This is a genomic window from Elusimicrobiaceae bacterium (assembly GCA_017528825.1).
Classification (GTDB): domain Bacteria; phylum Elusimicrobiota; class Elusimicrobia; order Elusimicrobiales; family Elusimicrobiaceae; genus Avelusimicrobium.
The window spans coordinates 1-14,667 of record JAFXOI010000015.1 but is presented as its reverse complement, the minus strand read 5'-3'; the positions used below and the strand labels follow the sequence as shown (position 1 = coordinate 14,667).

The 14,667-nt window shown below is 44.8% G+C and carries 13 protein-coding genes; all 13 read right to left on the bottom strand.

Features of this window, described 5'->3' with window-relative positions; genetic code table 11:
• Position 1: 1 nt before the first annotated feature.
• Positions 2-589, bottom strand: coding sequence for a hypothetical protein (locus IKN49_03540; protein MBR3632120.1), 588 nt, complete (start codon positions 587-589; stop codon positions 2-4).
• A 487-nt stretch (positions 590-1,076) separates the two neighbouring features.
• Complete coding sequence (locus tag IKN49_03535) at positions 1,077-1,454, bottom strand: hypothetical protein (protein ID MBR3632119.1); 378 nt, start codon at positions 1,452-1,454, stop codon at positions 1,077-1,079.
• A gap of 9 nt (positions 1,455-1,463) precedes the next feature.
• Entirely contained in the window at positions 1,464-2,441 is a 978-nt protein-coding gene (locus IKN49_03530) for a hypothetical protein (protein ID MBR3632118.1), read from the bottom strand.
• A 49-nt stretch (positions 2,442-2,490) separates the two neighbouring features.
• Positions 2,491-3,387: a hypothetical protein gene (locus IKN49_03525; GenBank protein MBR3632117.1), complete on the bottom strand. Its 897-nt coding sequence runs from the start codon at positions 3,385-3,387 to the stop codon at positions 2,491-2,493.
• Positions 3,388-3,474: 87 nt separating this feature from the next.
• Positions 3,475-5,052, bottom strand: a complete 1,578-nt coding sequence (locus IKN49_03520) for a head-tail connector protein (protein MBR3632116.1) — start codon at positions 5,050-5,052, stop codon at positions 3,475-3,477.
• A 514-nt stretch (positions 5,053-5,566) separates the two neighbouring features.
• Positions 5,567-6,886, bottom strand: coding sequence for a terminase family protein (locus IKN49_03515; GenBank protein ID MBR3632115.1), 1,320 nt, complete (start codon positions 6,884-6,886; stop codon positions 5,567-5,569).
• The gene (locus tag IKN49_03510) at positions 6,883-7,386 is read right to left on the bottom strand and encodes a hypothetical protein (GenBank protein MBR3632114.1); all 504 of its coding nucleotides are present in this window, start codon (positions 7,384-7,386) and stop codon (positions 6,883-6,885) included. Before IKN49_03510 ends, IKN49_03515 begins: the two co-directional genes overlap by 4 nt.
• Before the next feature lie 208 nt (positions 7,387-7,594).
• Positions 7,595-8,959, bottom strand: a complete 1,365-nt coding sequence (radA, locus tag IKN49_03505) for a DNA repair protein RadA (protein ID MBR3632113.1) — start codon at positions 8,957-8,959, stop codon at positions 7,595-7,597.
• Between the two features lie 5 nt (positions 8,960-8,964).
• Positions 8,965-10,233 (bottom strand): MCE family protein, encoded by a 1,269-nt coding sequence (locus IKN49_03500; GenBank protein MBR3632112.1) that lies wholly within the window; start codon positions 10,231-10,233, stop codon positions 8,965-8,967.
• Between the two features lie 21 nt (positions 10,234-10,254).
• On the bottom strand, positions 10,255-11,016 hold the full coding sequence (locus tag IKN49_03495) for an ABC transporter ATP-binding protein (protein ID MBR3632111.1): 762 nt from the start codon (positions 11,014-11,016) through the stop codon (positions 10,255-10,257).
• Positions 11,013-11,789 carry an ABC transporter permease gene (locus IKN49_03490; protein MBR3632110.1) on the bottom strand — a complete coding sequence of 259 codons (777 nt, stop codon included), beginning with the start codon at positions 11,787-11,789 and terminating at the stop codon, positions 11,013-11,015. The genes IKN49_03495 and IKN49_03490 overlap by 4 nt, the downstream gene beginning before the upstream one ends.
• A complete protein-coding gene (gene alr, locus IKN49_03485) occupies positions 11,786-12,898 on the bottom strand; it encodes an alanine racemase (protein ID MBR3632109.1) in 1,113 nt (370 codons plus the stop codon). The genes IKN49_03490 and alr overlap by 4 nt, the downstream gene beginning before the upstream one ends.
• Before the next feature lie 2 nt (positions 12,899-12,900).
• Positions 12,901-14,310 (bottom strand): replicative DNA helicase, encoded by a 1,410-nt coding sequence (gene dnaB / locus IKN49_03480; protein MBR3632108.1) that lies wholly within the window; start codon positions 14,308-14,310, stop codon positions 12,901-12,903.
• Between the last annotated feature and the right edge of the window lie 357 nt (positions 14,311-14,667).

Genomic DNA, 14,667 nt, shown 5'->3' with positions numbered 1-14,667 from the left:
ATTAACGATGCTCCACAAAAACACTGCTAGGGTTATGAATATCCCAATTTTCAGTCATATTACTACGACGGGCCTCGTCTAAAGCCAGGGTGTATTTTTGCAAAATGCGCTGCGCTAACGCCGCATCTGCACTAAGGGCCATCGCCAAATCAGCCGCCAGGGCTAAGGAAAAGGCCTTCACAAAGGCAGGGTCAAATAAAGAGGCATCTTGCACATTACGTGTATATTCTGCTTTAGCTTGAGAAAGCGCACAACCAATCACGCGAGCTTGTATATCCTGGCGATAAAACTCCTCAAACCCTTGCGCTTCTTTATGCTGTCCGCTCCCAAACACCTTACGCAAGAACAAACAATCGGCCGGATAAGCATATACATAAGGCCAGCGGGCGTCAAAATCGGTGTCCAACAGGGCCAAATCTGCCACCCCGCGGGCAAAGGCCCAATGATGTGTTCGGAGCACTTCTTGCTTAACCGGTTCATAAAATAAGCGGCATCTTCTGGCCCGTTCATCATCTTGATCTAAAGAAGCAATTGGTTCTTGTCCCAGTTGCGCTAAAGCCATATTACATATGTCAATTTTAGATATCATTTTAATCTCCAATTTTAATTTATATTAAAATTTAAGTATTTTTATAAAATAGATTTTTAATATGAATTTTAGAAATCATTATTATTTAATAATTTTCATAATAATATATATTATTTTATAACTTATGAATTTGTATTTTTATATAAAAACAAAATTAAATGTATTTTATAAAAATACTTAAAATTTAAATGTTTTCAAATTTACTATATTTTTTGTAAAAGATGAAAAATTGCTTAAAACAGGTCTTTTTTATTATTTTTTCCAGCCATTTTATTCTTACCTGTTTTGCACCATATTCCGCATCTCTTTATCCTTCTCCAACAAAAATATAGTCCGTTTTCTATCACAAAATATGCTTTTTTGCACATTTTTACCGCATATACGGGTTTTCGCAATACGAGGAATATCCGAATATACAGAAAACATCAAAAATTTACCACAAAATTAGATTTGGGGGCGCGGCAGAAAAAGGCGCCCCCGGTTTTGGCTACATATCCACTGCTTCTGTGATAAACATAGACAACTTACCTGCCGTACCCGTACCGGTTATGGTATAGTAACCGCGGATATAACGCAACAATCCTGCAGGCAACACTGTTTTCACAATCGTAGCTCCTTTGGTAAGAGCAGAGACTGCCGGTGAAACTGCAAACACTTCTTTTTTTGTACCGAAGCCAGAAGCGGCAGAGGTTTCCAAGGCAATTTTCACACCCGTTGCCCCTGCAAAGGTTTCATCTACCCGCACTACTAGGGCTGCATGCGTGTGGGCATTACCGGCTGCCTTTTGATCCACTACATTGGTAGAGGCAGCGGTGGCCGTAACGGCTTGTTCTTCAGAAAGTACTAAGGTATTATCAATTAACATATATCCTCCTTAGGCTACCACGTTTTCCGTATCGGCGATAGCATCGCATACATGCACCGGGATTTCATTGAAGGTCATCATCGGACGGCTGGTCACTTGATCCGGCGTATATTGAACATTTTGTTTATTGCTGGTTAATTTACGCAAAGCCGCTTTGACGGTGCGGTTCATATACCAAACCGGTTTGCCTAAGTTCAGGCTCTGGATGCGTTCTTCCAACTCACACATATTGTCAATCAAGGTAGACGGTACACTGGTTACATCGATATTGCAAATACGGCCGGCATAGCGCCAATCCTGTACCGCTAGCCCCAGCTTCCATTCAAAATATTCCTTATAAGCAGGATATTCATTTCCGCTACCATCGACGTGGTTGACTAAGCCATGATCCACCCGTTGAATACCGGCTTTGGAACCTTTGGGGAAGAAGGTAAAGACCTTATCTGTATCCCACACCACCAAGTAAATGGAGGAGTTTTGTCCGTTGGTGCTTCCGCCTGCATTGATGACATTATGAGCACTTTCGGCACCGGACAAAGCACTGTAACGAGCGGCTAAACCGGTAAAACGTTCCGGTGTATCTCCGGCGTTGCCATAGATAATATTGTGCGCCATGGTATTAGACATACCCGCAATAATGGCTTTACTTTGACCGGTACGAACTGCCTCTAAATTACCGCCTTTTTCCGCAATCAGTTTATCTACTACTGAATAAGCAGAAAGAGTGCCATACCCTTCTACTACCACTTTGGTGGTAGCTTTGGCCGGTTCAATACCTTGATAAGCACGACGCCAAGTCCCTTCCGGGATACCCGTGCGCACGGCATATTCGTGCCCACTATCTAAATTACTTTCGATTACCAGCGCGTCGCCGATAATCGGATTGGATTTGCTCAATACTTCTGCAATAGCCAGCTCTTGGCCGGATTCATCGAATTGTTTGGCATAATCCAACAGGTTATAAGATTTATCTGCAATAATTGCCATAAAATATATTTCCTTATAGATTGGTCTTATTCAGACTGGAGAGGGCGTTTTACAACGCCTTCCCGTACAACGCCTCAGCAAAAGTTTTGTCCGTATGATGGCGAATTTGTCCGCTTACGGATACATCTTCGCTGGTTTGTTGATAAATAGCATGAAACGTTTTTACCACAACCGGATGGCTGCCTAAACCTGTTACTTCTAAGAGTTCGCGCAGCTCCGGCCCGCCGAAACGTTGCGCTGCTTGCAAGGCGTGTGCAATATCCTGCTGATAGGAGGCTCCCAAGGCCTGCTTAGTTTGCTCGGCCCATTTTTGCAGGATTTCCGCCCGTTCACGCTGACTGTTCTGTTGTCCTTCTTGCGTGGCAGTGCTTTCCCATTCCACTAGTTTCTGTACCGTTTCGGCGGGCAGCTTTAATTCTCCCGCCAGCTTCTTAAACGATGCGAACCCCGCTTCGCATCCTTGTAACGTTTCCGGCAGGCGGAGGTCTTTATAGGCATCCTCCGGAGAAAACGTTTCTTCCTTTTCTGACGGCCGATCCGTCACAGCCCCTGTGGCTGATTGGCTCGACCGGCCGGATCCTTCGTCGGCCTGTAAAAAATCGTTTGTTTGGGCCATATCACTTGCGGTGGTGGCAGTTTCAGACATGATGTAATACCTCACTTTCTTATTAATTTGGTTTTGTTCAGCCGTAATTTCAGACAAATATTCTGCCCGCATTTGCGCCAACACTAACGGGGATACTTGCGCAATTTCCGCCTGTAAAAATAAGCCAATGCTTTTTTGCCCGCAATGAAACGCGGTAGCTTGACTGTCCCCCGGCACAAAGCCGTGTTCTTCTAAACGACAGGCTTGCAACAAACGCCATAAAAGGCGTCGGCCCTGGGGCATTTTTAAAATGCAGGCTAAATCAGCCGCATTTCGCTTTTCTCGAATGTTTTTTTTCATAAATTTTATAGAGGAGGATCTAGGGGATATCCCCCTCTATATGGCCGACGTAGCTCATTCTGTAGTGGCTACCCGTGCGGCTGCAAATCAGGAAACAGTTGATTGCTGTTCTGCGGCGGCCACAGCTGCTTGCTGTAGCTGGCGTTGTCGACGGATTTGTTGGGTTTCTTCTTGCGAACGTAACATCACCGGAGGCACTCCCAATAAATCTAATCCTTCTTCTAACGCGGCATCAAAATTGACCTTATCTAATACCTCTGGATTGCCTTGTGCCAAACTAGCCGTATAAGCAATACCTTGTTCAATTGCACTCATGCTGCTTTGTTTTTGAGCTTGTGCAATCATAGAGACGTATTGCACTTTCATTTCTTCCCCTTCAATTTGTTGCGGCGGTAACGGGATTACTCCCCGACGCATCATAATGGCAAAAGTACGTTCAATCAAAGGATCTAATAATTCATTTTTCAAGCGTTCTAACACCGGCCCCAACACCAGCATTTTTTCTTGATGCCGCTCTGCCACTTCCGTCGCTGTCATATGAGAGAAATTTTGATTACTCAGCATTAAAAAAACATCTGCGAAAAACTGCCCTTTAATCGTTTTCTTTACTTTTTCAATGCTCAGCTCTAAGGCTTGTAAATCGACCGGCACTTGATAGGCAGGTTTTACCGCCGCATCCGTCGTACCGCTATAGCGTGTCAAGCCGCCGGGCAGTAAATTAACTTCTCCTTGTACATTGGCAGAGACCATCATGGGCGGATTGGTATTTTTATCCAAAGCAATCAGTTTTGTTTTCTGCATTTTTTGCAACATTTTAACATCGCCCAAAGCCTTCCAACCGGGTCCGCGACCGTAAATATCTGATGTATTGCGCACTTCCCAGCGGGCAGCAATCACCGGGAATTCATAATATCCCCCGCGTTTGAGCAAATCCCCTTGCGAAGTAAAATACACGGAAGCATAGGGCATATGCAAAGAATCTGATTTATGATCATCCGCCTGCGGATTAGGAACAATAACATGAATTACTTTATGCCAGCTGTTCTGTTTTTCTTCAGCCGCCCGACGAATAGAAAGAGGCAACTGGGCTTTGCCGAATTGTTTTTCCATCTGAGAAGGCGTCATAAAAAATTCTCTTCCAAAAGAATTCACCCGGCCTTTTTCATCGGTACCCAATACATATTCTCCTGCCGTAAAAGTACGACAAAAAATCACTCGTTCAAAATCTTCCTCTAGCAGAAAAGCCGCCGTACCAAATACTGCAATTTCTTGATAAAAACTATGTAAGGCGTGATATAAATTAGAACGCGAAAATACCTCTTCCATGCGACGGCGCACTTCATACAGCCAATGACGAGCCGAGGCCTCTGTGCCACTAGCCGCATCGGCTAGGCGCAGTTCAAACCAACTACGGCTTGGACTGGTCAAACCGGAGACCATGCCGGCGCTTAACACTTCTACCGCCAACATAGGGTCGGAATCAATCAAACTGCGGTGATCAATTTTCCGCCCGTCATTAGCTTGATCTCCCTCAAAAAAACCGCGCGTCGGAGCAATATAACGAGACAATTCTTTCCATGTTTTTTGCCACGTGGCCGCGTCGGCTTTCATACTATCGTACTGCTGGCGGAAATATTCCGCTGTCATCATTTGTTTTTGAGTCATAAACCACCTTTGAAACTATGTATCTAATTAAAGAAAGTACTTTGAAATTGCTTGAAATTTACTACTATGTAGAAAAGAGAGGACGCGCGTATGATTTTGATTTTGCTATTTGTAATTTTAATCGCTTTTCCGGGCTTTTATATTATTACACGAGCTATATTTCCCCGAGGAGCTAAACGAACGGCCGCTTGGATAGCGGGCGGACTGACACTTTTACTGGTTTTGATACTACTGGGTGTCTTACTGGGTTTTTTGATAAAACACCCGTTGTACTGAGTGTGGGGTGCCTGTATCTCGGCTCTATTGTTCGGCACACGACATAACGCGACAACCCCACCCCTACGGTATCATTATTTACATCTATTGTGAATCTGAGCCGGAAACGGCTTAAGAACTGCGGAAGCGTACTACTGTTATTAAGGCTATTATAGCATATTTTGTTAGTAATGTCAAGTTTTTTTGTTAGTAAACTATATTTTTTACGTCTAATAAAATAGAAAAAATTGTTAGTATTTCAAATCACTTCATACTCTGTTTTTGCAAAAGCACGTTGCTCTGTTTTCCTCCCTACCGGAAACGCAAAAGTTAAGGCAAGCGCGTCTGCTAAATCCGGGCTGTGGCCCGTACGCGCTTTTAAGTTTTCTTTACTTTCCAAGCGCATTTTTCCGGCGGCATCAAAATCATAACGCAAGGAACACAAGTCCGCCTTCAAATCTCCCCTTGCAGGCAAAGCGCCCCCTTCTAGCAACCATTGCCGCATATCATTCCACATCTCTGTACGTTTATTGACATACTGTCCGCTCTTTAAGGCGGCCGCTCCAAAAGCGACCTCTGTCACTTCAAATCCCAGCTGACGCAAACGGTCAATGACCCCACCGCCGCAACCGGCGTCCACAAAAACTGCATCCGGATGAAAGGATTGTATATGCGCCGCCACATGAGCTGCTAAAGTCATTTGATCTACTTTTTGCAATACCTCCGGCATAAAGGCCTGCAAACCTTGCCGACGGAAAATTACACTCCGGTCCATCCCAAAACGGGCCGGATCTACTCCGATAATTTTAGGAGCGTGGGCGATATCGGCAGAACCATAAGTACGTTGGCACGCCTCAGACACCAAACTGACCGGAATTAATACATCTTCCGCGTCTGCCGTAAAATCACATAAATACTCCTGCCGAAATAAATGTTCCGGCGTATGCCGACGGATTTCTTCCAGTTCCGCGGCCGAAATCACCCCTGTCTCATCGGCACGGAACACTCCGCACCACCATAATGACGGATTTGTTTGAGCGGATAGCAAGGCGTGATTATATAGTTCGTAAAATTGATTCTGCCCCTTTGGCGTGCCCGTAAACAAGGCCCACCCTTCTCTTGAGAGCAACATGGGACGGATAATTTCATAAAATACATCCGGTTTTATTTGGGCATATTCATCCAGCACAACGCCATCGGCATACGTACCGCGCAAGGCATCCGGATTATCCGCTCCCAACAGCCAAATTTTTGCCCCCGTCGGTAATTGCACACTTAGTTCCGTTTCGCAAAGTTTTACTTGTGGCAAAGGAGTCGCAAAACGCTTCATATAATCCCAAGCAATCATTTTGGCTTGTTTCAAAAAAGGAGCTACATAAAAATAACGCGCGGCCGGACGCGGATTTTGTAATGCACTCTTGAGCAAATGATTTACCGCACAGACGGTTTTTCCCATTTGACGATGCGTAACTAACACACAAAAACGGTGACTTTCTAAAGCCTGATGAATCAGCGTTTGCGGATAACGCGGCTTATAAGGAATTACAATTTCACAGGTATTTTTGACCGAACGTTTCATTCTTTCTCCCAATGTACGACAATGTGTTTAGGAGTAATAACCGGTGTATCTTTTCCGTCGGTCCAACCCAAGATGTTTTTGGCGGTAAATACCGCAAAAGAGGAAGAATAATTTCCACGCAAACTGTTCTGAATTAAAATATCGCCCTGCAAATCTCGTGCTTTTTTGGCCGCTTCTGCAAAATCCGGATATTTTTCTTCCCATTTCATAAGTTGTGCTTGTGTGGTGCCCAAATGACGGGCAAATGCGGCAAAAGTAGGTAGTTCGGAGGCGGTTTCCACTAGCGAGATAGAACCATCCTTTTTTTGCACCTCAGTGACTCGAAAAGGCGGCACGTCAAAGAAGCAAAGCAATTGTTGGCAAAAGGCAGGTTGATAGCTTAAAGAAGACTTGGTAGACCGACGCGATTTGCGCGGTTTCTTCTCGGCAGATTCTTCAAGTGGAAATAAAGAAGACGTAGTATGACTTTCCTCGGACAGAGGACTTATTTTTTTAGGCACAGAAACTCCAACAGATATGAAAGTAAGAACTACAGGAAAAATAGAGGAAAAAAAATACAAACAGGACCGTTTGTATTTTATTATTATAGCAAATTTTATTAATTTTGTCAAATAACTGCTATTTATACAGACGAAGACAATAAGTTCTGTAGGAACTTATCATCTTTCTATATCGACGTACACAAGATTAAAGGGCGTAAGAAATTGCTTAGCGTAGCTTAAGAGCCAGCTCATTAATTTCGCGGATTTCTTGCAGGGAAAGCGCAGTCAATTTTTGTTTTTCGCTCTTAGAAACGGGGGCCGTGAACACCTTCTTAAATCCCAAGCGTTGGGCCTCTTCCAAGCGGCGGTCTATCAGAGGGACTTTGGCAATTTGTCCCAAAATACCTACTTCTGCCAAGAAAAGCCAATCGTGCGGCACCGGCACTTCTTTTACAGAGCTGATAATCGCGGCACAAACTGCCAAATCTAAAGCCGGATCTTTGAACTTCACCCCTCCGGCAATGCTGACATAGATGTCTTTATTATCTAAACTCAGTCCCACATGTTTCTCAAGGGCGGCAAATAACATCAAGCAGCGGTTTAAGTCCATCCCCGTCACCACACGGCGCGGATAAGGATAATGCGTAGGGCTGGCCAATGCTTGTACTTCTGTAAGCAAGGGGCGCGAGCCTTCTAAGGCTAAGGTATAGGCACGTCCTTTCAGAGCTTGCTGGGCAGAGGTTTGCGCAAAATACTCCCCCGCATTCTCTACGCCTTCCAAGCCATGGCTCGTCATTTTAAAAAGACCAATTTCCGAAGTGGAACCAAAACGGTTTTTATGAGGACGGAGCAAGCGTAATATATTGTCTTTTTCCGTATCAAAATATAGCACACAATCCACCATGTGTTCCAAAATCTTCGGTCCTGCCAATTCCCCGTCTTTAGTTACATGTCCGAGTACAAAAGTAATAATCCCTTTGGGTTTGCACAAGCGCACCAATTCTGCGGCACATTCGCGCACCTGCCCGATTGTACCGGCCGAAGAAGTAAACTCCGGATGATACACCGTTTGAATAGAATCCAGCACCAGCACATCCGGATTGACCTTATCTACCGATTCAATAATCTTTTGTATATTGGTTTCACAATGCAGGTAGATATTTTCATTCTTCGCACCTAGACGCTCAGCCCTGCCGGAGATTTGATTAATGCTCTCTTCACCGGAGATATACAACACCTTTCGCTGCTTAGCCAACGCATCTGCTACTTGTAGCATTAAAGTGCTTTTGCCAATCCCCGGTGCTCCGGCTAGCAAGGTCAACTGACCTTTTACCAGTCCGCCGCCTAACAGACGGTCAAACTCGCCGATTCCGGTGGGGATACGCTCTTCTTGCACAGACCGGCTGTCTGCCAATTTAACAATTTCGGAAGAAAAATCCGTAAAACTGCGCGTGCGGGTTTCTCGCTTGCTTTCTTGGGCCTTTACTTCTTCCACCAAACTGTTCCATTCTCCACAGTCCGGACATTTCCCCGCCCATTTAACAGACTCATACCCACACTTTTGACAAACAAACACCGTTTTAAATTTCATATCTGTTACCTAGCCATCGTGGCAAAACCAAAGAAAGAAGATATATCTTGGTCATTAAACGAGATATTGGCCTTCACATTAAACTCATTGATTTCCAACGTATCGCGCATCCAAGCGCCCACGGAGAAGTATTTACTCACGCGGTAATCCACCCCGTAAGACAAATTGGGTTTATTAAATTGGCGGTTATTAATCACGCGGTCACGTCCGAAATCACTAAATTCAACACCCGCCGTAAAACGCTGTAAAAATTCGTGATCATAAAACGGTTTGACTTCCAATGCCAATCCGCCGGCACCGCGTATAATACCAGCTGACACATTGGCCCATTGGTTGTATAAGCCAAGACGAACGTCCAATTTATTGCGCTCCAAATAATCTTTTTCGTCTAATTTATCATCTTTATTACCCGCATTAGCGATACCCACCCGGTAGTACGTGTAACCACTAGACGGGAAAATCTCTAAGGCCAAATCACTGCTGGCTACTCCAGAATTGGGAGCATAAAACATATCAAAATCCCAATACACGCGGAAACGGCTCATCTTGCCCACAAAACTTTTCACTTCCGTCATGGTTTCTTTAAGCTCGCTGACACTTTGTTTAACCTGCTCTTTCATTTCTTTATCTTTAATGACCGCTCCCAGCACCCCTTCTTCGTTGGTAATACTATCCATAACGGCATTTAATTTTTCGGTAATTTGCTCCAAGTTTTGCATGGAAGCAGAAATATAAGGGCGCATGGTCATTACCAATTGATTGACGTTAGCAGAGAGTTGGCGAATGTCGCGCATGGCATCATTGAGTTGAGCTCCAAATTGGCCTTGATTATTAATACTGTCTACCAGTTGGCGGACACTTTGCATGGTGCTGGCAATTTGTTCGTCCATCGGTTTCTCATCCATTCCCCGCACATAGTCACCGGGCTCTATCCGCCCCAGAGCGGCATTGCCTTGTACCACTTTTACATACTTTGTGCCGATAATCCCCGTCATGACTACAGAAAATTGAGCTCCTTTGTATAACGGCACCCCTTCATTAATCGCCGCTACTACGATAACTTTATCCCCTTCAATTTTGATATGCTTTACTTTTCCTACTTCCACGCCGGATAATTTAACAGCGGCTTTTACCGGCAAGCCTGATACATCGGCAAATTCTACATTCACCTCATAGTTGCGTGAAATAGAAAATCCGCCCAATATATACAAAGAGAACCCCAAGACTGCTAGTCCCAGTACTGTAAAAATACCCAATTTCGTTTCTGGTTTCATATATTCCTCTCGTTTCAACTCTTAATCCCGTAATTTCATTTGAATCGGCCCGTGGCTGCTTCCATCCACAAACTGCCGCACATACGGATTATCGGTGTTTCTAAAATCTTCCGGCGTGCCATACAACATCACGCGTCCTTCATACAAAAAAGCGATATAATCGGAAATCTTAAAAGCAGAATGCATATCATGCGTAATCACTACGGATGTAATGCCTAATTTATGCTTCATCTCTAAAATCAAATCGCTAATAATATCCGACATAATCGGATCCAATCCGGTGGTGGGTTCGTCATACAAAATACATTTCGGGCTGACTGCCAATACCCGCGCCAAACTGACACGTTTGCGCATGCCGCCTGATAACTCAGACGGATTTAACAGAGCAACATCCTCTTTCAAACCTACCATAGCCAGCTTTTCTTTGACAATAGCCGGATATTTTTCTCTCGGAATATCTGTTAAATAAGACAAGCCAAAAGCTACATTTTCCCCTACAGTCATAGAGTCAAACAAAGCGCCTTCTTGGAACAAATATCCAAAATGACGCCGGATGACTGCCAAACGCATGGGATCTGACACTTTGGTAATGTCACGTCCATTGACTAAAATTTGTCCGCTGGTGGCGTTGTGCAAACGCATTAAACATTTAATCAACGTACTTTTACCCGAGCCGGATCCGCCTAAAATAGTAGTGACTTTTCCATCCTCTATTTTCAGGTTTACATCCTGCAATACTTTGCGCTCGCCGTACGCTTTTTCCAAATGTTTAATTTCAATCATATCTTAAAAGCTGTCAAAATAGCTGTTAAAAAGTAATCCAACACCAAAATCATTACAATACAAGTTACAACAGCTCCCGTGGTAGATTTTCCTACCCCTTCGGCACCGCCGCGGGTACTAATCCCTTTGTAGCAGCAAACGGTAGCCACCAAAAAGGCAAAAACAAAAGATTTCAAAAACCCGTGCATAAAGTCGGACACGCCCATAAAAGAAGTGACATCCGTCATGTATACTTCTCCGGGTATCCCTAGTGCATACACCGCCACCAAATATCCGCCGAACACACCGAAAATGTTTGAAAATATGGTCAAAATAGGAATCGTTAATAAGAAGGCCGCCATTCGGGGAATGACCAAGTATTGCGTCGGATTAGTTCCTAATGTGTACAACGCATCCAATTGTTCCGTTACCGCCATAGTGCCGATGTGTGCCGTTACCGCCGCGCCGGCCCGACCGGAAACGACTACAGCCGTCAATACCGGCCCTAATTCGCGAATTAGTGAGAAGGTAACTAACGTACCTACATAGATAGGGTCTCCGAAGATATTACCAATCGTATTTCCACCCTGCAGTGCCAACACCATACCGGTAAACAAACTGGTTAATGCCGTTACGCCGAAAGAATCCACCCCTATGACCACACTCTGCAACACGAATTGTTTGAACTCAAACCGTGCATGCGCCAGCCAAAACAGTACAGAGCGTACCATTTGAGTGGCCTGGCCCATTTGTGTCATCCAACTATCTACTGTTTTGCCAATGGCTGTTATCATATTTCTTCCCGATAAAAACGCGGCACGCGTGCCATGAGTAAGGTGGTGATTTCATAGTCAATCGTACCTGCCTTTTCAGCCAGTTCCCGCGCCAAAATTTGCTCTTTTCCTTGCCGGCCGATAAGGACCACTTCCTCTCCTACATGGGCTTGTGGCACATGTGAAATATCTACCATACACATATCCATAGTGATATTGCCCAGCACACGGCAACGTTGCCCCCCAATGAGCACTTCTGCTTTATTAGACAAAGCCCGCAAATATCCATCGCCATATCCTACCGGAATGGTAGCCACCCGCATCGCCTGCGGTGCACGGAAACTGCGGTTGTAGCTAATACTGGCTCCTGCCGGCACATCTTTCGCAAATACAATACGACTTTTCAAAGATAAAATCGGCTCAAAAGAATCCGCCAGCCCAAACGAAGCATGCCCGGCACGCACCATATCACAGTAAGTATCCGGCCGCAACTCAATGGCCGGTGAAGCCGCCATATGGCACAACCGGACCGGAATATGATTGAGCCGCACATGAGTCATAGTATCGCGGAAATAACCGATTTGTTCTTCTGTATAGGCTTTGTCGCTGTCCACACTGGACAAATGGGTAAATAAACCTTCCAGCTCAATCCATTCATCGCCTTGCAAAGTTTCTAGTATTTTGACTACACCGCCACGACGCGTTCCGATACGCCCCATACCGCTATCTTGCTTGACGTGGCAACGAGCTTTTTTACCCAGTTTACGCGCCGCTTTTTTAACAGCTTGTGCCGCTTCTACACTGGCAATAGCTACAGATAAATCATACGCAATGGCATATTCGAACGCTTCAAATGGATACAAGCTCCCCAACACCAAGATCGGAAGTGTAATTCCCCCTTGGCGCAAGGCAATGCCTTCTTCTACGGAGGCCACTCCAAAAAACTGGCACAAATTTTTCCGCTCCGCAAAGCGCCCCAATTCCAAGGCGCCATGTCCGTACGCATTGGCCTTGAGCAAAGCCAGTAGCTTTACATCCGGTCCAATCTTCTGCCGGATCTTCTGCAAGTTACGCTCGTAAGCACTCAGATTAATATCGACCCATGTCGGGCGCAAGCAAGGAATTTCCACAATTACTCCGGTAATGTCATAACCCCTTCTTCCATCGGACCCATGGATTCTGGATCCCGCGCGGGATTGGTAAACAATGTATATTCGCTGATAAAATTCAAATCAATATCTCCCACCGGCCCGTTACGCTGCTTGGCAATAATTAACGTAGCTTTGCGCTTGAGGGATTCATCGTCTCTTTTGTAATATCCTTCCCGGTGAATTAAAGCCACCACATCGGCATCTTGTTCAATAGAACCAGATTCGCGCAAGTCAGAAAGTTGCGGTTTATTATCTACGCGGGTTTTGTCTTCATTTTTACGGCTTAATTGGGACAAAGCCAGCACCGGTACATTCAAATTACGGGCTAATTCTTTAAGCATACGCGAAATTTCAGACACTTCCTGTTGGCGGCTTTCGATACGGCCCGAAGAACGGATAAGTTGCAAATAATCAATGATAATAAGCCCCAAATTCTTGCCTTGTTTGGCTAGTTCATTGGCCAAGCGGCGCGCACGCATACGTAATTCCGTAATCGTAATACCCGGCGTATCATCAATAAACAAGGGCGCCTCGGCCAAACGAGCCAACTCACGCGTTAAATCTTTCCATTTGCTACGCGGAAAATAACCATTGCGTACCTGATGCACCTCGGCCATGGCCGCCGAGCATAACATACGCTCGTAAATAGAGTGACGTCCCATTTCTAAGGAAAAAATAGCGGTCGGGAAACCGGCATTGACGCACGCATGGTGAGCAATGTTTAACGCCAAAGCGGTTTTTCCCTGACTGGGGCGAGCCCCTAAAATAATTAAATCCGATTTGCGGAAACCGCCTGTTTTATAGTCAAACTCAGAAAAACCGGTCGGCACCCCTTTGACGGGATTTTTGTCCAAATGGGCCTTTTCGATCATCTCCATGACTTCTACCGCTAGATCTTTAGAAGACACGAAACCCTTCAAATCCTGCTTTTGACTCAGTTTGAAAATTTGTTCCTGAGCAATATCAATCAATTTCTCCGGTTCTTCTTCCTCTTTGTAGCATTGTTGCACCAAACTGGTGGCTGTTTTAATTAAATCCCGCACCAAAAATTTCTTATAGACGATATTGGCATAATGTTCCACGTGGGCGGTGGTGGACACTTTATTGATCAAATCCGTTAAATACAGTTCGCCCCCCACCTGTACTAACAAATTTTGCGTTTTTAATTCTTCGGTCAACGTAATTAAGTCAATGGCCCGTCCTTTATCGGCCAATGCTTTCATAGCGGAAAAAATCTTTTGGTGAATGTCCTTATAAAAATGCTCCGGTTTCAAAATATCCAAGGCACGTTCCACTGCATCGGATTCTAAAAGCATAGAACCCAACACGGCCATTTCCGCGTCAATGGCTTGGGGCGGAATTCTTTCTTCTAATAAATTGGTTTGGGGCATAACAACTCTCCTGCAATTATTCTCTAATAAAGTGACGACAACCCTGGCGCGTGCAACACAGCACGCACCTTTTTAGTTATTGTAGCAATTTTGGGCTTGTTTATGTCTGCTAGAAAAGATTAGAGGAAGACTTATAATTCTTGACCGGTATTCACAAATTAGTATAATACAATTATCCTTTTTAAGGAGGATATCACCGCCCCGCAAGGGCACACCTTACAATTTAATCTGTTTTTGGAACCGTATGCAGAATACGGAGAGCTTTGAGGATACTCAAGGCACCTTCACACTCCAAAAGCAGCCGATAGCAGGCACAAAGTGAACGGACTAATTACCCGGTTGCTTTGTGCCGAGTGT